This is a genomic window from Peribacillus sp. FSL R5-0717 (genome assembly GCF_038002945.1).
Lineage (GTDB): Bacteria > Bacillota > Bacilli > Bacillales > DSM-1321 > Peribacillus > Peribacillus frigoritolerans.
This window is the reverse complement of record NZ_JBBOOF010000001.1, coordinates 919,061-937,969: the sequence shown is the minus strand read 5'-3', so window position 1 is coordinate 937,969 and position 18,909 is coordinate 919,061. Positions and strand designations below refer to the sequence as shown.

The 18,909-nt window shown below is 43.8% G+C and carries 16 protein-coding genes, 1 pseudogene and 1 other annotated feature; of the genes and pseudogenes, 13 read left to right on the top strand and 4 right to left on the bottom strand.

From position 1 onward, the window contains the following. The first annotated feature begins 6 nt into the window (after positions 1-6). From NYE65_RS04565 to ysxE, 7 genes are all read left to right on the top strand, one after another. Positions 7-837 (top strand): cytochrome C assembly family protein, encoded by an 831-nt coding sequence (locus NYE65_RS04565; protein WP_034308913.1) that lies wholly within the window; start codon positions 7-9, stop codon positions 835-837. Positions 838-846: 9 nt separating this feature from the next. After that, positions 847-1,779 (top strand): hydroxymethylbilane synthase, encoded by a 933-nt coding sequence (gene hemC, locus NYE65_RS04560; protein WP_034308911.1) that lies wholly within the window; start codon positions 847-849, stop codon positions 1,777-1,779. After that, positions 1,779-2,576 (top strand): uroporphyrinogen-III synthase, encoded by a 798-nt coding sequence (locus tag NYE65_RS04555; RefSeq protein ID WP_098185769.1) that lies wholly within the window; start codon positions 1,779-1,781, stop codon positions 2,574-2,576. Before hemC ends, NYE65_RS04555 begins: the two co-directional genes overlap by 1 nt. Further along, the gene (gene hemB, locus NYE65_RS04550) at positions 2,573-3,565 is read left to right on the top strand and encodes a porphobilinogen synthase (protein WP_048688903.1); all 993 of its coding nucleotides are present in this window, start codon (positions 2,573-2,575) and stop codon (positions 3,563-3,565) included. The genes NYE65_RS04555 and hemB overlap by 4 nt, the downstream gene beginning before the upstream one ends. 40 nt (positions 3,566-3,605) lie before the next feature. Beyond that, positions 3,606-4,895: a glutamate-1-semialdehyde 2,1-aminomutase gene (gene hemL / locus NYE65_RS04545; protein WP_063575549.1), complete on the top strand. Its 1,290-nt coding sequence runs from the start codon at positions 3,606-3,608 to the stop codon at positions 4,893-4,895. A gap of 405 nt (positions 4,896-5,300) precedes the next feature. Next, positions 5,301-6,701 carry a stage VI sporulation protein D gene (gene spoVID / locus NYE65_RS04540; RefSeq protein WP_328134167.1) on the top strand — a complete coding sequence of 467 codons (1,401 nt, stop codon included), beginning with the start codon at positions 5,301-5,303 and terminating at the stop codon, positions 6,699-6,701. Positions 6,702-6,796: 95 nt separating this feature from the next. After that, on the top strand, positions 6,797-7,867 hold the full coding sequence (gene ysxE, locus NYE65_RS04535) for a spore coat protein YsxE (RefSeq protein ID WP_340859943.1): 1,071 nt from the start codon (positions 6,797-6,799) through the stop codon (positions 7,865-7,867). A 56-nt stretch (positions 7,868-7,923) separates the two neighbouring features. On the opposite strand, the gene NYE65_RS04530 is transcribed toward ysxE, so the two are convergent. Then, complete coding sequence (locus NYE65_RS04530; RefSeq protein WP_034308896.1) at positions 7,924-8,115, bottom strand: hypothetical protein; 192 nt, start codon at positions 8,113-8,115, stop codon at positions 7,924-7,926. 226 nt (positions 8,116-8,341) lie between these two features. Next, positions 8,342-8,570 (top strand) — a binding site (T-box leader). A gap of 42 nt (positions 8,571-8,612) precedes the next feature. Between NYE65_RS04530 and NYE65_RS04525 the strand changes: the two genes are divergently transcribed. After that, positions 8,613-11,264: a valine--tRNA ligase gene (locus NYE65_RS04525; protein WP_034308891.1), complete on the top strand. Its 2,652-nt coding sequence runs from the start codon at positions 8,613-8,615 to the stop codon at positions 11,262-11,264. Between the two features lie 56 nt (positions 11,265-11,320). Here NYE65_RS04525 and NYE65_RS04520 read toward each other — a convergent pair whose 3' ends face one another. Beyond that, the gene (locus tag NYE65_RS04520) at positions 11,321-12,166 is read right to left on the bottom strand and encodes an ATP-grasp domain-containing protein (RefSeq protein ID WP_340859942.1); all 846 of its coding nucleotides are present in this window, start codon (positions 12,164-12,166) and stop codon (positions 11,321-11,323) included. Next, the gene (locus NYE65_RS04515) at positions 12,135-13,076 is read right to left on the bottom strand and encodes an ATP-grasp domain-containing protein (RefSeq protein ID WP_340859941.1); all 942 of its coding nucleotides are present in this window, start codon (positions 13,074-13,076) and stop codon (positions 12,135-12,137) included. Before NYE65_RS04515 ends, NYE65_RS04520 begins: the two co-directional genes overlap by 32 nt. Before the next feature lie 98 nt (positions 13,077-13,174). On the opposite strand from NYE65_RS04515, the gene NYE65_RS04510 reads away from it, so the two are divergent. Beyond that, the gene (locus tag NYE65_RS04510) at positions 13,175-14,464 is read left to right on the top strand and encodes a bifunctional folylpolyglutamate synthase/dihydrofolate synthase (protein ID WP_340859940.1); all 1,290 of its coding nucleotides are present in this window, start codon (positions 13,175-13,177) and stop codon (positions 14,462-14,464) included. Between the two features lie 40 nt (positions 14,465-14,504). Here the strand turns inward: NYE65_RS04510 and NYE65_RS04505 are convergent. Next, positions 14,505-14,783: pseudogene (locus NYE65_RS04505) on the bottom strand (transposase); the annotation flags it as partial. 543 nt (positions 14,784-15,326) lie between these two features. Between NYE65_RS04505 and NYE65_RS04500 the strand changes: the two are divergent. The 4 genes from NYE65_RS04500 (at position 15,327) to radC (ending at position 18,844) form a co-directional block, all read left to right on the top strand. Further along, complete coding sequence (locus NYE65_RS04500) at positions 15,327-16,079, top strand: prepilin peptidase (protein WP_340859939.1); 753 nt, start codon at positions 15,327-15,329, stop codon at positions 16,077-16,079. Between the two features lie 308 nt (positions 16,080-16,387). Then, positions 16,388-17,353, top strand: a complete 966-nt coding sequence (locus NYE65_RS04495) for a hypothetical protein (protein WP_340859938.1) — start codon at positions 16,388-16,390, stop codon at positions 17,351-17,353. Positions 17,354-17,540: 187 nt separating this feature from the next. Beyond that, entirely contained in the window at positions 17,541-18,110 is a 570-nt protein-coding gene (locus tag NYE65_RS04490) for a Maf family protein (RefSeq protein ID WP_340859937.1), read from the top strand. 59 nt (positions 18,111-18,169) lie between these two features. Then, positions 18,170-18,844 carry a RadC family protein gene (radC, locus tag NYE65_RS04485; protein WP_053537324.1) on the top strand — a complete coding sequence of 225 codons (675 nt, stop codon included), beginning with the start codon at positions 18,170-18,172 and terminating at the stop codon, positions 18,842-18,844. Positions 18,845-18,909 lie beyond the last annotated feature (65 nt).

The window sequence follows — 18,909 nt, the reverse complement described above, 5'->3', positions numbered from 1 at the left end:
GTAGATATGGAATTACTAATGACAAGATTGCATGAAGCCACTGTTTTGCTGTATGCCATCAGTATGCTTTTATACTTTATTGATTTCCTTAATAATAACCAGAAGGCGAACAGGGTCGCCTTCTGGTTGCTTTCTATTGTTTGGGTGCTGCAAACAATTTTTTTGTTTCTGTATGTGTTGAAAACGGGAAGGTTCCCGGTATTGACGATTTTTGAAGGCTTATATTTTTATGCATGGGTCCTCATATCGCTATCATTGATCATTAACCGATTGCTAAGAGTCGATTTTACGGTCTTTTTTACGAATGTATTAGGTTTCATGGTTATGGCCATCCATACCTTTGCACCTGTTCAGATAGAATCTCAAGTGCTTGCACAGCGCCTGGTTTCAGAGCTATTGCTCATACATATCACTTTTGCGATCCTATCATATGGGGCATTCACGCTTTCTTTCGTTTTTTCAGTTTTATACTTAATTCAATATGATTTATTGAAACGAAAGAAATGGGGAAAACGCCTGCTTCGACTCGGCGATTTAACAAAGCTCGAGCATATGTCCTATGTCCTCGCAGTTATAGGTGTTCCATTATTGGTGGTCTCCCTCATCCTGGGGATTCAATGGGCTTATATAAAAGTCCCTGGGGTATCCTGGCTGGACATGAAGATCATCGGCTCATTTATTTTGCTTATTGCTTACAGTGTGTTTTTATACTTGAAAATTCGGAAACAAATGTATGGAAGGACGCTAGCCTTTCTGAATATTGGATCTTTCATGATTGTGTTAATTAACTTTTTCCTTTTCGGAAGCCTTTCAACATTCCACTTTTGGAATACATAGGAGGAAACTATGAGAAAAATAATTGTCGGTTCAAGACGTAGTAAATTAGCGATCACCCAAACGAACTGGGTGATCGATCAACTTAAAGGACTTGGGGTCCCATACGAGTTCGAGGTGAAGGAAATTGTCACAAAGGGTGACCAAATCCTTGATGTAACACTTTCCAAGGTCGGCGGAAAGGGCTTATTCGTTAAAGAAATCGAACAAGCGATGCTGGATAAAGAAATTGATATGGCCGTACATAGTATGAAGGATATGCCGGCAGTGCTGCCTCCAGGTTTGACGATCGGCTGCATACCACCGAGGGAGGACCATCGGGATGCCTTGATTTCAAAGAACCATGAAACCCTTTCCGAACTGAAGCCCGGTTCCATCATAGGTACTAGCAGCTTGCGGCGTGGCGCGCAAATTTTGGCTAGAAGGCCGGACCTTGAAATTAAATGGATTCGCGGAAATATCGATACCCGTCTGAATAAGCTGAAAACGGAAGATTATGATGCTATCATTTTAGCGGCAGCTGGACTATCAAGAATGGGTTGGGAGCAGGACATCGTAACGGAATTTTTAGATGAAGATATATGCATTCCGGCAGTTGGACAAGGAGCTCTTTCCATTGAATGCCGTGAAGACGACAAAGAACTGCTGGCGGAACTTGCAAAGTTGACATGTGAAAAAACGAAAAGGACGGTTGAGGCGGAACGTGCCTTTTTGGATAAAATGGAAGGCGGATGCCAGGTGCCGATTGCCGGATTTGCGGTGGCAAAAGATAATGGGTCCGTTTCCTTGACGGCTTTGGTCGCTGCTCCGGATGGAAAGGTGATATATAAAGAAATGGTTGAAGGTGCTGATCCAGAGGCGGTTGGGCATGCTGCTGCCAAACAGATTAGCGAAATGGGCGGTAAAGAATTGATCGATCGCGTAAAAGAAGAGCTTGATCAGTAATGAACCCAGTTCAACCTCTTAAGGATTATCAGGTATTAATCACCAGAGGGAAAGGACAGGCAGATGGTTTAAAAGAGTCGATCGAAAAAAATGGCGGAACGCCGCTTCTTGTGCCATTGCTTGAGTTCACCCTTCCAGATCATATGGAAGATGTGCATCAGCGGTTTGAAGAGTTGCTTACATATGACTGGATCATTCTGACCAGTCAAAATGGGGTGGATTTCTTCTTTAAGCTTCTTGGAAACCAGCCTTTGAAGCTTCCGAAAATAGCCGTAATCGGCTCCAAAACAGAAGCGGCCCTGAAACGGCATGGTTATAAGGCGGATTTCGTTCCAGCTCAGTTTGTTGCCGAAGGGTTCGTGGCGGAGTTCAATACCCTGCTTGATCCGGGTGCCCGCGTGTTGCTGGCAAAAGGAAATCTCGCAAGGGCGGTTATAGCGGAGGCGATCAATGAAGCTGGAGCAATCTGTGATGAAGTGATTATTTATCATACAGTGCTTCCTCGAAGCAGTGAAAAAAAGCTGGTGCAGCTTATAAAGAACCATGAAATCGACATCATGACCTTTACGAGTTCATCGACGGTCAATCATTTTTTACAGATCATGAAAAGCCATGAATTGGATACATACATAGACCGGATCATCATCGCCTGCATCGGGCCGATTGCCGCTAAAACGGCTGAAAAACATGGGCTATCCGTCGATGTCTGTCCAGATGTTTATACGACGGATGCCATGGTTGCGGAGTTAATACGCTTTATCTTGAAAAGAAATAAACAGGGAGGAACTTTCAAATGAAAAACATTCCATTCAATCGCCACCGCCGCTTGCGTGCAAGTGCTGGCATGAGGGCTTTAGTCCGTGAAACACAATTGCATAAAGAGGATTTGATTTATCCGATCTTCGTCATCGACGGGAAAAATGTGAAAAATGAAATCAACTCCATGCCAGGTATCTATCAGCTATCCATGGATAATCTGGGGGCCGAAATGGATGAAGTCGTGAGTCTGGGCATTAAATCAGTCATTTTATTCGGTGTCCCTTTTGATCATGATAAAGACGAACAGGGAACAGGGGCATTTCATCACAACGGACTTGTGCAAGAAGCAACCCGCTTTATTAAAAAACAATATCCTGAAGTTATTGTCATAGCGGATACCTGCCTTTGCGAGTATACAAGCCACGGCCATTGCGGGGTCGTTGAAGGGGAAAAAATCCTTAATGACGCTTCTCTTGACCTTCTTGCCAAAACGGCAATCAGCCAGGCTGAGGCCGGCGCAGACATCATTGCGCCTTCCAATATGATGGACGGTTTCGTTGCGGCCATCCGTGCAGGTCTGGATGAAGCGGGTTATGAAGATATTCCGATCATGTCCTATGCGGTGAAATATGCTTCGGCTTTTTATGGCCCATTCCGTGATGCCGCGAATGGTGCGCCGCAATTTGGCGACAGGAAAACTTACCAAATGGATCCCGCCAATCGCCTTGAAGCGTTTCGTGAAGCTGAATCCGATGTTGCTGAAGGTGCGGACTTCCTAATCGTGAAACCGGCCCTTTCCTACATGGACATCATCAGGGACGTTAAGAATAACTTTAATCTTCCGATCGTTTCCTATAATGTCAGCGGTGAATATTCAATGGTCAAAGCTGCTGCCCAAAACGGCTGGATTGATGAAAAAGCGATAGTGATGGAAATGCTGACAGGCTTGAAACGCGCAGGTTCCGACTTGATCATCACGTATTTTTCAAAAGAGGTAGCACGCTGGATTAACGAAGATAATCAATGATAAAAAAATATAACCTGTAATGGAAAAAGGGGATTGAATCATGCGGTCATATGAAAAATCGAAAAAAGCTTTTGCCGAAGCAAAAAATTTGATGCCAGGCGGCGTGAACAGCCCGGTACGTGCCTTCAAATCTGTGGACATGGATCCCATTTTCATGGAGCGTGGAAAAGGCTCGAAAATGTATGATATCGATGGAAATGAATATATCGACTATGTTCTTTCATGGGGACCGCTCATCCTGGGTCACACGAATGACCGTGTCGTGGAATCATTGAAAAAAGTAGCGGAGTCAGGTACAAGCTTTGGAACCTCTACACTGATTGAGAATGAACTGGCCAAGCTGGTCATGGAACGGGTGCCTTCGATTGAAATGATCCGGATGGTATCATCAGGAACCGAAGCGACGATGAGTGCGCTAAGGCTGGCACGAGGCATTACAGGCCGTGATAAAATCCTGAAATTCGAAGGTTCCTATCATGGCCATGGCGATTCATTGCTGATCAAAGCGGGTTCCGGCGTTGCAACATTAGGTTTACCGGATAGCCCTGGTGTACCGGAAGGCATTGCAAAAAATACGATTACCGTAGCATATAATGATCTTGCTGCAACCAAATATGCGTTTGAACAATTTGGCGAAGACATCGCCTGTATCATCGTAGAACCTGTTGCAGGGAATATGGGTGTGGTTCCGCCACAACCTGGTTTCCTCGAAGGCTTACGTGAAGTGACGACCCAATACGGGGCTCTATTGATTTTTGACGAAGTCATGACAGGGTTCCGTGTCGGCTATAATTGTGCACAAGGCTATTTTGGCATCGTACCTGACCTGACTTGTCTTGGGAAAGTAATTGGCGGCGGCTTGCCAGTCGGAGCATTCGGAGGCAAGCGCGAATTCATGGAACAAATTGCCCCGAGTGGGACAATCTATCAAGCGGGAACATTGTCCGGTAATCCTCTTGCCATGACGGCCGGCCTTGAAACGCTGAGCCAATTGACTCCAGAATCTTATGTTGAGTTCACCCGAAAAGGGGATATGCTCGAAAAAGGAATTGGAGCGGCAGCGGATAAGTACGGTGTTCCCCATACATTCAACCGTGCCGGTTCCATGATTGGACTTTTCTTTACTAATGAAGATGTCGTAAACTATGATACAGCAAAAACATCCGATTTAGAGTTCTTTGCTTCCTACTATAGGGAAATGGCGAATCAAGGCATCTACTTGCCGCCGTCACAGTTTGAAGGGTTATTCCTTTCTACTGCACATAGTGATGAAGATATCGAAAAAACCATTGCTGCGGCAGAACAGGCTTTTGCCAAATTAAAAAAATGATTCAAGGCTTCATGAGCTACCGCGATATTCGATAATGATAAATTTGAACTGGCTGCCATTTTTCCAAAAAATTTTGGAGAAATGCAGCCAGTTTTTTTGAATTCAATCCGTATGTGTAAGAACCGAATTTAACGTTCACGGCCGAATTAATTTGAGGTAGGTTAAAATAATTGGTAGAAAGCAGAATTAATAGGCTGTTGGGAATTAATATGGCGGTATGCCGAGCGGGTTTTTCAAGCTGATTGTTATTCCCGCTTGATTTAGCCTGAAAATTGAACCTCTTTCTTTTAATTCAGGGAATATCTATGTAGAGCTGCAAATGAATTAAGGAATAAACAGCTTCCTCCCTTCATAGATTGATATTGGTATAGGTACCGTTTCATGAAGCTGAAAGGAGGAGTTGTCTTGTCGCAAGAAAATGAATCGTATTTACGATTTTCTTTAGAGGAATCCGTTTGGTTCCAGAAGGGACAGGAAGTGGCTGAGCTATACTCTATTTCCCTTGATCCAAATGTGTCGATTCAAGAAAGTGATCAATATGTTTTTATACGAGGCTCGTTGGATTTAAGCGGTGAATACAAAGACTCGCAAAATGGTGAAGAAGAGGAGTTTTCGCAGACCTTTTTGCCAAAAGCGGTTCAAAAGGTCGAGAGGCATCCTAATGGACTTAATGAGTTCACACACCGTTTTCCGGTTGATATAACGATTCCGAATAATCGGATTGCCTCTTTGGATGAGGTTGATGTCTCGATTCAAAGCTTTGATTATGCCATGCCAGAGCATAACTGCTTGAAATTGCAGGCGGACCTTTTGATAACCGGAATCTATAATGATTCATATGTGGAAGAACGGTTTGATACTGAGCAGGAAGTTGGGGAAACGGAGGATCAGGAGGAAACGGATGGGGAAAATGAGTCATATATTCCTTATGCAGCTGCAGTGCCGCCAATCCCGGATTTTCAGCCCGTTTTCCGTGATGAGGAGGAAGAAGAGTTATACGCGCCTTTTTCTGCAGAGTCAAAACGGGTTTCTGAAGCAAACGAAGAAGAAGAAGAGGAACCGATTTATTTAAGCGATCAGCATAATGCTCCCGTTTTTGAAATCCCGGTTTCACCATATCCTGAAGAGGAGGAATGGGAAACGGAAGTGCATAGACAGGAAGAAGCTCAAGCTGTAGAGGAAGAAGTAATTGGTGATCCGCCTGACTCCCCGGAAAAGGTACCTTCCATGGGAGAGGCAAAATTGGAGGAAGAACCAAGCAGGCAGGATTCCTTGGAGATTCCTAGAGTGACATTTATAGAAGAAGTAGAAGAAGAGCCAAGTCAAGCAACCAATCATGAAAGTAGCCCAGTTTTAAATGTAGAAACCGAGGATGTCATCCGGCAGGAAGACGATGCCGTTACAGCGGGTCCTATCCTTAATGAGAATGTGAAGGTGGAGCAAGAAGAGGAATCCAATTCGTCCATAAGCGATCTATTCAAAAAGAGGGAAAGACCTGCGCCTCCGGCTAAGGAGGGTAAGAGTTTCAAAGGCAGGAAACAAGCAGCGGAACGTGATGAAAAAGAAACGGCCGATCATGATGAAAAGCAGCTTTCCATCATGGATTTATTCGGACGGAAACAAGAAGAAGAACTGGTAAGGATGAAGGTTTGCATTGTTCAGCAAGGGGAAACGCTTGATGACTTGGCTCAACGATATGATGTTACGGTTCAATCGATTCTTTTCAGCAATGAATTGGAGTCGAATCAGAACGTCCATGAAGGGCAAGTCATTTATATACCGAAGGCGGTTGCGTATAAGAATTGACCGGGACAGAGAGCAGGGCATATGCTCTGCTCCTGTTTTTTAAATGCTAGAGGAAGCGGATTGTTTAGTTTTTTTAGAGAAAGTGAGTGAGTCTCGTGAGGGAAAACGAGAATCAGCAGCCTGCCAATCGGGATCGGGACACGGAGACCGTATTGAAGGAATATGCCATGTATGTACAATATATTGAGGACTTCGGGCGTGTAAAAAAAGTATACAGTGATCGCGGTACATTTGCCTTGAAATCCATGTCACCGCATAACGGCATTGATTTTATCAAAAATGTTCAAAAACTGTACCATCGCGGCTATAATCGAATCGTTCCCATTTATCAAACGATGGATCAGCGTTACGCTGTTCTTCATAATGGACGTTTGTATTACCTGATGCCCTGGCTCAATGATGAAAGGGACGGGGAGCGCGATGAAAAGCATAAGCAATTGTTCAGGGAACTTGCTCGGATGCATACACTTTCCGTTAAGGAAATACAAGTGGATATTGAGGAACGGGAAGCACATTATGAGCGGACGCTTGATGCCTGGAATAACGAAAAGGAATTTATAGAAGAGTATATTGTCAGCTGTGAAAAGAAGTGGTATATGTCTCCATTCGAACTGACGGTTTGTTCTTTCTATACTGATATTTCACAGGCGCTGAAGTACTCGATCAAGAAGTTTGAAACCTGGTATGAAAAAACGAAGGATAGTGAAAAGGTTCGAACCGTGGTAACGCACGGAAAGGTTTCTTTGAAGCATTTCGTTTATGATGAGCGGGGATATGGCTACTTCATCAATTTTGAAAATTCGAATACGGCTCCGCCGCATTTCGATTTACTGCCATTTCTCGTTAAATCGGCCAGGACCTATCCTGTCCAATGCGATGACTGTGTTGACTGGCTATATAACTATTTTCGTTATTTTCCGTTAAAAGAAGAAGAATTATTGCTCATGCAAAGTTATCTGGCATTCCCTGGATCAGCTTTGGAATTAGTGAAGGGGTATTCCGATGGCAGGGGCCATCGTTCAGAGCTTGATAATGTCACGAAACTTCAGCGGCAATTTTGGCTATTGAAAAATATTGAATATATGGTGATGAGAATCGAAGAAATCGAACAGAAGAAAAAGGCCGCTGCCGAGGCTGCCAAAGAAGAACAATCACCCCCAAGCTAAATATACATGATTGGATCATCTCCAGTCATGTATATTTTTTTGCTGTAAGGGAATAATTAAATCCATTCGAAATACAAAGACATGGCCAGGAAAATAAACGCGATAAGCAGGAGCATATCGAAAAAAGTCGGGAAAATCAGCGTACGTAATCCTTGGAATACGATAAAGGGGACGATGAACTGCTGGCAGACACCGCGGAATTTTTTCACCCAAGGCGGTAAAGTATAGGGAGTATATCTTCGCTTCATATTATTACCTTCCTTTTTAGGACTTCTTATATTCTATGGGTGGGCAGTGAAAAAGGTGAAACAGCCGTCACATTCACTGTTTCTGGAGGATAAAATAAAGAAAATGAACATGAATGCATCAAATGGGATGATTCCTGAGTAAGTAAGCGAAAAGATGATTGACTGGAACCCCATGTTTTTTGTACTATATACTATATGCATTCAATGTTTTTACATATGAATATAAATCAATGCAAAGACCGGAAATAGTAAGATGAAATGCACTTTTCAGAGAGGAAACCAAATTGGTGCGAGGTTTCCAGGCAGCAGCATCCGAAGTCGTCCGCGAGCAGTCTTCGTGAACTTTTTAGTAGCGAAGGCCGGTGAAGAGCCGTTATCCGATTTGAGAGCCGAAAGGGATTTTTTTCTTTTTCGGAAAAAAGGTGGCACCGCGAACAACTTCCTTCGTCCTTTTGAGATGATGGAAGTTTTTTTTATGCCCAAAAGGAGGAAATGATATGGAAGAGAACCAAATTTCAATGCCGACTAAATATGATCCGCAGACGATAGAGAAAGGCCGCTACAAATGGTGGCTTGATGGAAAGTTTTTCGAAACGACGGGTGACGATAAAAAAGAACCATACACGATTGTCATCCCGCCGCCTAACGTTACAGGTAAGCTGCATCTTGGCCACGCTTGGGATACGACACTTCAAGATATATTGACACGCATGAAAAGGATGCAAGGCTATGATGTTTTATGGTTACCTGGCATGGACCATGCCGGTATTGCCACTCAAGCGAAAGTAGAACAGAAACTTCGTGCGGATGGCGTGAGCCGTTATGACCTTGGGCGTGAAAAATTCGTGGAAGAGACATGGAAATGGAAAGAGGAATATGCGAGCCATATCCGTGAACAATGGTCAAAGCTAGGTCTTGGACTTGATTATACCCGTGAACGCTTCACCCTGGATGAAGGTCTTTCAAAAGCAGTGCGCGAAGTGTTCGTTTCGCTTTATAACAAGGGCTTGATTTATCGCGGCGAATACATCATCAACTGGGATCCATCAACGAAAACGGCGTTATCCGATATCGAGGTCATTTACAAAGATGTGCAGGGCGCATTTTACCATATGAAATATCCATTGGTTGACGGATCGGGTGAAATTGAAATTGCCACCACCCGTCCAGAAACGATGCTTGGCGATACTGCTGTTGCTGTACACCCTGAAGATGACCGTTATAAACACTTGATCGGCAAAAAGGTCCGCTTGCCAATTACAGGCAGGGAAATCCCGATTGTCGGTGATGATTATGTCGATATGGAATTCGGTTCAGGCGCGGTCAAAATTACTCCTGCACATGATCCGAATGACTTCGAAATCGGGAACCGTCACGACTTGGAGCGCATCCTTGTCATGCATGAAGATGGCTCGATGAATGAAAAGGCCGGTAAATATGAAGGCATGGACCGTTTTGAATGCCGTAAGCAAATCGTCAAGGACCTTCAGGAAGAAGGAGTACTCTTCAAAATCGAAGATCACCTTCACTCAGTAGGCCATTCAGAGAGAAGCGGTGCTGTTGTTGAACCGTATCTTTCGACGCAATGGTTCGTTAAGATGCAGCCGCTGGCTGATGCATCCGTTGAGCTTCAAAAAGGAACCGATGAGGAAAAAGTTCATTTCGTACCGGACCGTTTCGAGAAAACGTACCTGCATTGGATGGAAAATATCCGCGACTGGTGCATTTCCCGTCAGCTTTGGTGGGGTCACCGCATTCCCGCCTGGTACCATAAAGAAACAGGTGAAGTGTATGTAGGTCATGAAGAGCCGGCGGACGCTGAAAACTGGGAACAAGATACAGATGTCCTTGATACATGGTTCAGCTCGGCATTATGGCCATTCTCGACTATGGGCTGGCCTGACAAGGACAGTGTTGATTTCCAACGTTACTATCCAACCGGGGCACTTGTGACAGGCTATGATATCATTTTCTTCTGGGTATCGCGGATGATTTTCCAAGCACTTGAGTTCACAGGTGAACGACCATTTGAAGATGTGCTGATCCACGGTCTGGTTCGTGACGAACAGGGGCGCAAGATGAGTAAATCGCTAGGCAATGGTGTCGATCCGATGGATGTCATCGATCAATACGGTGCCGATTCCCTGCGTTACTTCTTATCTACGGGCAGCTCGCCAGGCCAGGACCTTCGTTATAGTACGGAAAAAGTCGAAGCAGTTTGGAATTTCTCCAATAAGATTTGGAACGCATCACGTTTTGCTTTGATGAACATGAATGGCATGACGTATGACGAAATCGATTTAAGCGGTGAGAAGTCTGTAGCCGATAAATGGATCTTGACGCGTTTGAATGAAACGATTTCTAACGTAACCAGACTTGCGGACCGTTATGAGTTTGGTGAAGTGGGCCGTGTGCTATACAACTTCATATGGGATGACTTCTGTGACTGGTATATTGAAATGGCGAAGCTTCCGCTATATGGAGAAGACGAAGCGGCTAAGAAAACGACGCGCTCGATCTTGGCGTATGTACTGGATAACACAATGAGATTGTTACACCCGTTCATGCCATTCATTACCGAAGAAATCTGGCAGAACCTACCGCATCAAGGTGAGTCCATCACTGTTGCCGCTTGGCCGGAAGTGAATGAAGAGTTGACAGATACAGCTGCAGCCGAGGAAATGAAGCTGCTTGTTGAAATCATCCGCTCCGTCCGTAATATCCGTGCTGAGGTGAACACACCGTTAAGCAAAAAAATCAATTTAATTTTAAAAGCGAAAGATGAGGCCATCTTAGCGACATTACAGAAAAACAGCAGCTATATCGAGCGTTTCTGTAATCCTGAACAATTGACGATCGGAATCGAAGTCGAAGAGCCTGCTCAAGCCATGACAGCTGTCGTAACTGGCGTAGAACTAATCCTTCCGCTTACAGGACTGATCAATATTGACGAAGAAGTGAAACGTCTTGAAAAAGAACTCGACAAACTTAATAAAGAAGTTGAGCGTGTACAGAAAAAATTAGGCAACGAGGGCTTCGTTAAAAAGGCGCCGGCAAGCGTCATCGAAGAAGAACGTGCCAAGGAAAAAGACTATAGCGAAAAACGCGACTCTGTAATCCACAGGATCAGCGAACTGAAACAACTGTAAAACAAAAGGATGAACCAGCTTGAAGCCGGTTCATCCTTTTTCTGTTTACATGCTATTTAAGAAGAGGATATGCTTTCTTTTATGAATGTAAAGTACTCCCATACGATATTCATATCACTTAGTGCACTTAATGTCCGGCTCCCGACGACATCCTCAATTTCGTTCAGCATGAGGCTGCCATCTTCGGCAAATATGAAATCGATACCGACCAGGCCGAAATCAAATGAACTCATTACTCTTTCAACAAGGGCTAATTCAGATGCAGTCAGCTCATATAGCGAAGCCGATCCGCCCAGCGTATAATTTGCCTTGAAACTGGAAGCGGATTCCCTGAGTACAGCAGCCTTCACTTTTTTTCCAATTACAAAAACGCGGATATCTTTACCGAATAAGCCAGGTTTTTGAACTATCCAATTCCCATCATTCAGCTGGGCAAGATCATCGGCATGCTCGATTAGAAATACTTGTTTCCCGCCGCGGCCGCTAGTTTCTTTAGCAATGAAAGGGAGCTCCATGTCATCGGCACTCGGCCTTCCGTTACAATAAACGGTATCGGCCATTGGAATCCCAAGTGAGGACAAATATTGATGCGTCTTTGCTTTGTCATTCGCGATTTCCGATACGAAGGAGGAGTTAAAGCAAGCAATCCCCAATTGCTCAAGTTGCTTAGTGAAAAAAGGATCGATGGTCCGGACGATGGCAAAGTCCGGCAATGAAATTGGCTGCATTTCATGTTCAACATATAACTTGTTGAAACGATGTCCGATCCTAAGGTCTTCCCGAAAGTGAAAGTGTAAATCAAGATCAAGCTTACTGGCTTCGTCAAGCATCCAATCTATGTATCCTTTATTTTTCAAGGCATCCTCACGGTTATAAATCAACCAGCCTGCTTGTTTTTTCATCAGATGCACTTCCTTTTCCTATTTCTTTCAAGATATAATCGAACATGCTATCGGCGATGTTGATGCCAGTACATTCATAAATGTTCAATAAATGCGAATTTGAATTCACTTCGCACAGAAGCGGACCTTCTTCACCAAACAGCAAATCGACGCCAGCGAAGTCGGCACCCAGAATTTGCGCACATCGAATGGCAAGTTGTGCTTCTTCACTGGTGGGTATATATGGTGCAGCCTGCCCCCCGGCAGTCATATTAGCTCGGAAGTCCTGCTCGGAATGACGTTGCATCGCTGCTATGACTTGATTGCCCACGACATTCACGCGAATATCCCGACCTTTACTGTGCTCGATGAATTCCTGGATGATAAAAGGTTTGTGGCCAAGATCACGGATCGTCTTCAGTAACTCATCCTCTGTTTGGATTAAATATACTTGTTCCCCAAAAGAACCGTATGCTTCCTTAACGATAAGAGGATACCCGAGTTCATTGCCGATTTGGATGAAAGCATCCATATTGACCCTTTCAATCCCTTCGTACGTAAAAGGGGGAAATATGGTTTTCGGCATCGGTATGCCATGCCCTGTTAAGGCTTGATGTGTTTTTGCTTTGCTGTCGCATATATCGATTGCTGCACTGCTGTTATATACGGGGATGCCGAGCAATTCCAAATGGCGCGCCAAATGAATGTCTTTATCCATGAACAGAACAAAATCCGGCAGCTTATCAAAGGTTCCTTTAAGCAGCGGCACTCCTTTTTCGATTATGGGCATGAGATCTGAATTGCGGATAAGGGTTGCCATGATATCTTTCCTTTCAGCCGCCTCTTTAATGAACAAAGCTAAACTGGAAAACTTATCATGCTGTAAATAGCCGTTGACGACAATCCAACAGTGGAAATCTGAAGTTTTCATGGTAAAACACTACCTTTCATCTAGGTTAATCGTACATATATTGATAAAATAATCTTAACGCATAAGAGCGGTATAAAGAAAGAGGAGGCTCCACGATAATGGTTACAACCATGAAAGAAATCAATCAATTCTTTGAACGGCGCCAAGTTCGATTGGGCATGAATTTTGGCCTGTCACGGATGGAAACATTGTTAACTGAATTAGGCGACCCGCACAAGGAGCTAAAGTATATTCACATTGCGGGGTCCAACGGGAAAGGATCGACACTGCAATATATTAAAGAAATTCTGCTTGCCCAAGGGATTCGGGTCGCTTCCTTCACATCTCCTTATTTAATCCGGATGAATGAACAGCTGAAGGTGAATGAGGATGAAATCAGTGATCAGGATTTCATCGATGTCTTTCGGAAGCTTTGGCCGATCATCCATGAGATGGACAGCAAGGGGAATGGTCCCACCCAGTTCGAAATTTTGACTGCAATGGCATTCTCTTATTTTAGCAAAAAGGAAGTCGATTTGGTTTTGATGGAAACCGGTTTGGGAGGCAGGCTTGACACAACGAATGTCATCCAGCCGTTTCTTTCGATCATTACCTCGATCTCTTTGGAACATACGAACATCCTGGGTAACACACTTGGGGAAATTGCTTTTGAGAAGGCAGGCATCATAAAAAGCGGAGCGCCGGTCATCAGCGGAGTCACAGCCGGGGAACCCGCAAAAGTAATTGAAGAAAAAGCGTCAGCTTTAGGCGTACCTTATTACCAATTGGGGAAAGACTTTCGTGTTTGCAATATGAAGCGAAGTGAACGTGGGCAAAGTTTCTCATTTGCGCTTGCCGATAGGTCGATTGAAAATGTGGAAATGCGGATGCTGGGCCGTCATCAAATGGAGAATGCGGCACTGGCCATTGCTGCTGTCACAGTAGGGATGGAAAATATCGATGAAAAAAGCATCCTTAAAGGAATAGGTGCAGCGAAATGGGATGGACGCTTCGAAAAAATATCGGATGAGCCATTGGTGATCATTGATGGTGCACATAATCCTGCCGGCATCGACGTACTGAAGGAAACGCTAAAAGTGCATTACCCCGACTATAAGTACCGATTCGTATTCAGCTCATTTAAAGATAAAAACTATTCCGAGATGCTTCATGGACTGGAAACGGGGGCAATGGAAATCATCATTACCGAATTCGACCATGAACGGGCGGCGGATGCGAAAACGCTTTATGAAAAATGCAGTCATCCCAATAAAAGTATAAACAAGGATTGGCAGGCGGCGATAACGGAAGGCAGAAGGAAAACGGGGGATAAAGAGATTCTTGTCATTACAGGGTCCCTTCATTTCCTTTCACTTGTGAGGGAGTTCCTAATCAGAGAAGATGCCTAAAGGATGTGCATTACCGCAATGAGGCAATGGAAACCAAAGCTAAGAACCAACGGTAAGCCATATTTGTTTCAACTTCTTCAATTGCTTTATGCATTGAACGAATACCGAGGGTAAATCGAATGAAAGTCAGTTTGGCTAATATAACTGGATTAATACTTGGGCTTCCTATCTCTGAATATATATCTTTCACCAAATCATAAATGAAAGTGAAGTCAATGGCAGCCTCAATTTTACGAACCAAATGATTCGCCGGCACCAGTTGATCTAAAGTAATCATTTCAAGTTGGTCTCGCTGAATAGAATCATGTTTCGAAAGCATCCACATCACCTCAGGTTTTAATAGTTTATTTTAAAACAAAATAGACTATAGGCAAAAGGAGTTCCATCTGAAATTTTAAACATAGTTGATTGGAGCGGGTGTACGAGACTCCTGCGGGAATAGCGAGTCCAAGGGTGACCCCACAGTCGCAAGTGCGCCGAGGGCGGACCGCCCGCGGAAAGCGAGTGCCTACGTTCCAATCAACGTCCAAATTTGTACAAGCCAAAAAATACTGTAGACAAACTCGATTTTTATTAGTTTGTCTACAGTCTGAAAGGACCCTTTCAAAGGTCCTTTTCTCTTGTTAAAGAGCCTCTTGAAAAGAAATAACTCCAATAGAGTGATTGATAACAAATCACCCAGTTTATTTGTTAAAATATGATTATATATTGCATTCCATATGAATGTTGAATAGTAGGATCTGCTTAATAAAATGACGGGAGGGATGAGCATGAAGAACCCAATGGTTAATTACATAGCGGAAGGGACTTTTATATCAGGGTTTCAAAGAAAGGCAATCGAATCCTCATGCACTTTGTATAAATGATGGCTATCCATATCTATCTCTTCGTATTGGGCTTAATTTTAGGCTCATTCTTTAACGTTGTCGGTTTAAGTGTTCCAGCTGGTCATTCATTCGCGAATCGTCGCTCCGCCTGCCCTTCTTGCGGGCGTACATTGACATTCTTCGAGTTGATACCGGTTATTTCATATATGTTGCAAGTCGGTAAATGCCGGGGCTGTAAAGCAAGGATATCCCCCCTTTATCCGGCCGTGGAAATGCTGACCGGTGTTTTGTTTGCCTCTGCTCCGATATTCCTTGGCTGGTCGGGCGAACTTTTGGTTGGCTGGATATTGATTTCATTATTTATGATCATCTTCGTGACTGATGTCGCCTTTATGCTCATACCCGATAAAATACTGCTTTTCTTTATAGTGATTTTTATTGTTTTAAGAGTCTCGTTTCCACTGACGCCCTGGTGGGATTCAATTGTCGGGGCAGCGGTTGGCTTTAGCCTGCTGTTATCAATCGCGGTCGTGAGTAAGGGTGGCATGGGTGGCGGTGATATCAAGCTGTTTGCAGTGATAGGCTTCGTATTGGGAATGAAGATGGTGCTGTTATCTTTGCTTTTTGCGTGCTTTTATGGGGCATTGCTTGGCATCATCGGGTTGCTGACCGGAATCTTAAAAAAGAAAACCCTTATTCCTTTCGGACCGTATATCGTTTTTGGGACATTGACTGCTTATTTTTGGGGCGATTCGCTATTACATTGGTATGTATCATTTTTAAGATGAGCTTAAAGGGCCATGCTGAGCCAAGAGGAATTTGTCAAAAATCACCTGAACAATAGCTCAGTAGGGAACCATCCCCATTTGACGGCAAGAGATTATGAAATGATGGAGGGATGTATGTAATTCGTGAGAGGTGATATGGAATGGTTTCATGAAGCAATAGTACCAGTGCCTGGAATTCCTTTTTTGTTACCCATATATGAATCGGGAAATTTGACGAAACCTATTAATGACAAGACGACAAAAGTCTTGTTATTTTTTTTTACCTCTATGATAGGATGAAAAAAATGATCTGGAGGGGAGGAAAAAAATTGGGCAAGCCGGAACAAAGCAAGGGTGTAACGATTAAAATAAATGGGGAAGAAAAAGTATTTGCCGATAAAAAAATTGAAAGTCAAGAGGCGGCGAGTAAGGAGCAGGAACAGGAACAAACTGATGAGAGTTTCGAATGGATACTCCCTGAGGATTCAAATGAAAGCAAGATCGTATTGGTACCCACACCGCCAAAGAAGAAAATGCCGAAGCTCATCGGTTTTGGTACCGGGTCACTGAAAAGCTCGGATAAAAGACCGATCAAGACATTCATGATTGCAGTCATTTGTGCTGTGTTTTTTGGGTCGATTCTTGGCTTGATCGCCGTTAAAACGATAACAAAGGAAAAAGCCGAAGTATCTTCGGTCGAGACCCCGATTCCAACCGAAGCCACTGTTGAAGATAAAAAAGCGGCAGTGACCGAACCGGGAAACCAGCTGAAGACATTCCTTGTACAGGGTGGAGTATTCAGCAGCGAGGATGCGGCAAGGCAAATTCAAAAGAAAATCATTGAAAAGCAGGTTCCTGCTGAAATCTTCAAATTGGAAGAAAGCTATTATCTATTTCTGGGATCGGCAGAGAGTCTAGCTGCAAGTAAAGAATTGGCCTTGTTCTTAAAGTCATATGATGTGGATGTATATTGGAAGGAAATCAATTTTGAAGCGGCCGGGACAAGCCAAGAAGATGAAAAAACCCTCGACAAGATGAAGTCAGTATATGCTTCGTTGGCAGAAACATCCGCAACAAAGCTTCGCGGAAAGGCAGGGACGGTAAACGGGGAAACACTGAAAAAAAACATGGATGAACTGAAGGCGGGGAAATTATCGCCGGCGTTTTCAAAGATGAACGATGACCTGACTGCTGCGGCAAAGTCGATTGATGAATATGAGACTTCCAAAAATGAAGAAAAGCTATTCCAGGCCCAAGAAAGTCTTCTGAATTTTTTATTGAATTACCAAAAGTAAAGAAAAAAGGGGGGCTGCCTAATGGGACAAGCCTCCCAATATGAAACCATCTGTGACACCTTTTTTATTTTCCGGGAAATACTTACAGGGATTTGTCGATTCCTAGTAAACAATAATTGTGGATTGCATCATTATTTGATAGGATAGATATGTATCTCCCTATGTAAAGAAAGGTGACTTTTATATTATGCAGCCATTGATTTTAGCTTCCTCATCACCACGTCGTAAAGAACTTCTTCAATTTCTTCAAATCCCCTTTGAAAGCATGAATTCCAATGTTGATGAAAGTATTGATGAAAACATGTGTCCTGATGCAGCGGTGAAAGAACTGGCATCCCGTAAAGCGGGAGCCATCGCAGCAAAATTTCAGGAAAGCTGGGTAATCGGCTCGGATACCGTTGTTGTCCTTGATGGTAAGATTTTGGGTAAGCCGGTAAGCAGGGCGGATGGAAAAAGAATGCTGGAAATTTTATCAGGACGGACACATGAAGTATACACAGGTGTCGCCATCCTGTTCGGAAAGCATCACAGAGTATTCGCAGAAAAAACGGAAGTGACATTTTGGGAGCTGCCAGAAGCTGAAATCGAACGATATCTGGATAGCGGGGAACCTTTTGACAAAGCTGGCGGCTATGGGATTCAAGGATACGGATCCCTTCTTGTCAAACAAATCAAAGGGGACTATTTCTCAGTCGTCGGGCTTCCGGTCTCAAGACTGGCCCGGGAACTTAAAGCGATGCAGGAAGAGTTAGGATAATCTGATTTCCCCTGGCATCTTCCCTTTTCTAAGGAAGGGTTGATCTTTTGAGCGAAAAAATGTTAATACGGGATTACCCGAAAGAAGAGAGGCCGCGCGAAAGGTTTCTCCAGGACGGGCCGCAAAGTCTTTCCAATCAGGAATTGCTTGCTTTGCTATTGAGGACGGGATCAAGGGAAGAATCAGTCCTGCAACTATCCGGCAGGCTCATCAATTCCTTCAAGGGCCTACGCCTGCTAAAAGAAGCCTCAGTGGAAGAACTGACCGTGATTAAAGGGATTGGAGAAGCAAAAGCGATACAAATCCTGGCCTCTGTCGAACTTGGCAGGAGAATTAACAATTTGAATGACCAAGACCGTTATGTGATTCGGTCTCCTGAAGATGGAGCTAATTATTGCATGGAGGAAATGCGGTTTTTATCACAGGAACATTTCGTCTGTCTCTATTTAAATACGAAAAATCAAGTGCTACAAAAAACTACGGTATTCATCGGGAGCCTCAATGCCTCGATCGTGCATCCGCGCGAGGTCTTTAAAGAGGCTTTCAAAAGGTCAGCTGCCTCTATCATTTGTCTTCATAACCACCCCTCCGGAGACCCCTCTCCCAGCAGAGAAGATATTGAAGTGACGAAAAGGTTAGTCGAATGTGGTAAAATAATCGGCATTGAAGTATTGGATCATATCATCATCGGGGAACATAAATATGTTAGCTTGAAGGAAAAAGGTTATTTATGACACTATCAAATTTTTTGACGATACGATATAATATTGTTTATGATTTTTAAAAGAGGAAACTTTTT

Coding starts and splice junctions, on each gene's coding strand:
- NYE65_RS04555 (WP_098185769.1), top strand. CDS start 1,779: ATGAACCCAGTTCAACCTCTTAAGGATTATCAGGTATTAATCACCAGA.
- NYE65_RS04565 (WP_034308913.1), top strand. CDS start 7: ATGGAATTACTAATGACAAGATTGCATGAAGCCACTGTTTTGCTGTAT.
- NYE65_RS04510 (WP_340859940.1), top strand. CDS start 13,175: ATGGTTACAACCATGAAAGAAATCAATCAATTCTTTGAACGGCGCCAA.
- NYE65_RS04490 (WP_340859937.1), top strand. CDS start 17,541: ATGCAGCCATTGATTTTAGCTTCCTCATCACCACGTCGTAAAGAACTT.
- hemB (WP_048688903.1), top strand. CDS start 2,573: ATGAAAAACATTCCATTCAATCGCCACCGCCGCTTGCGTGCAAGTGCT.
- NYE65_RS04530 (WP_034308896.1), bottom strand. CDS start 8,115: ATGAAGCGAAGATATACTCCCTATACTTTACCGCCTTGGGTGAAAAAA.
- NYE65_RS04525 (WP_034308891.1), top strand. CDS start 8,613: ATGGAAGAGAACCAAATTTCAATGCCGACTAAATATGATCCGCAGACG.
- radC (WP_053537324.1), top strand. CDS start 18,170: ATGTTAATACGGGATTACCCGAAAGAAGAGAGGCCGCGCGAAAGGTTT.
- hemC (WP_034308911.1), top strand. CDS start 847: ATGAGAAAAATAATTGTCGGTTCAAGACGTAGTAAATTAGCGATCACC.
- NYE65_RS04500 (WP_340859939.1), top strand. CDS start 15,327: ATGATGGCTATCCATATCTATCTCTTCGTATTGGGCTTAATTTTAGGC.
- hemL (WP_063575549.1), top strand. CDS start 3,606: ATGCGGTCATATGAAAAATCGAAAAAAGCTTTTGCCGAAGCAAAAAAT.
- NYE65_RS04520 (WP_340859942.1), bottom strand. CDS start 12,166: ATGAAAAAACAAGCAGGCTGGTTGATTTATAACCGTGAGGATGCCTTG.
- NYE65_RS04515 (WP_340859941.1), bottom strand. CDS start 13,076: ATGAAAACTTCAGATTTCCACTGTTGGATTGTCGTCAACGGCTATTTA.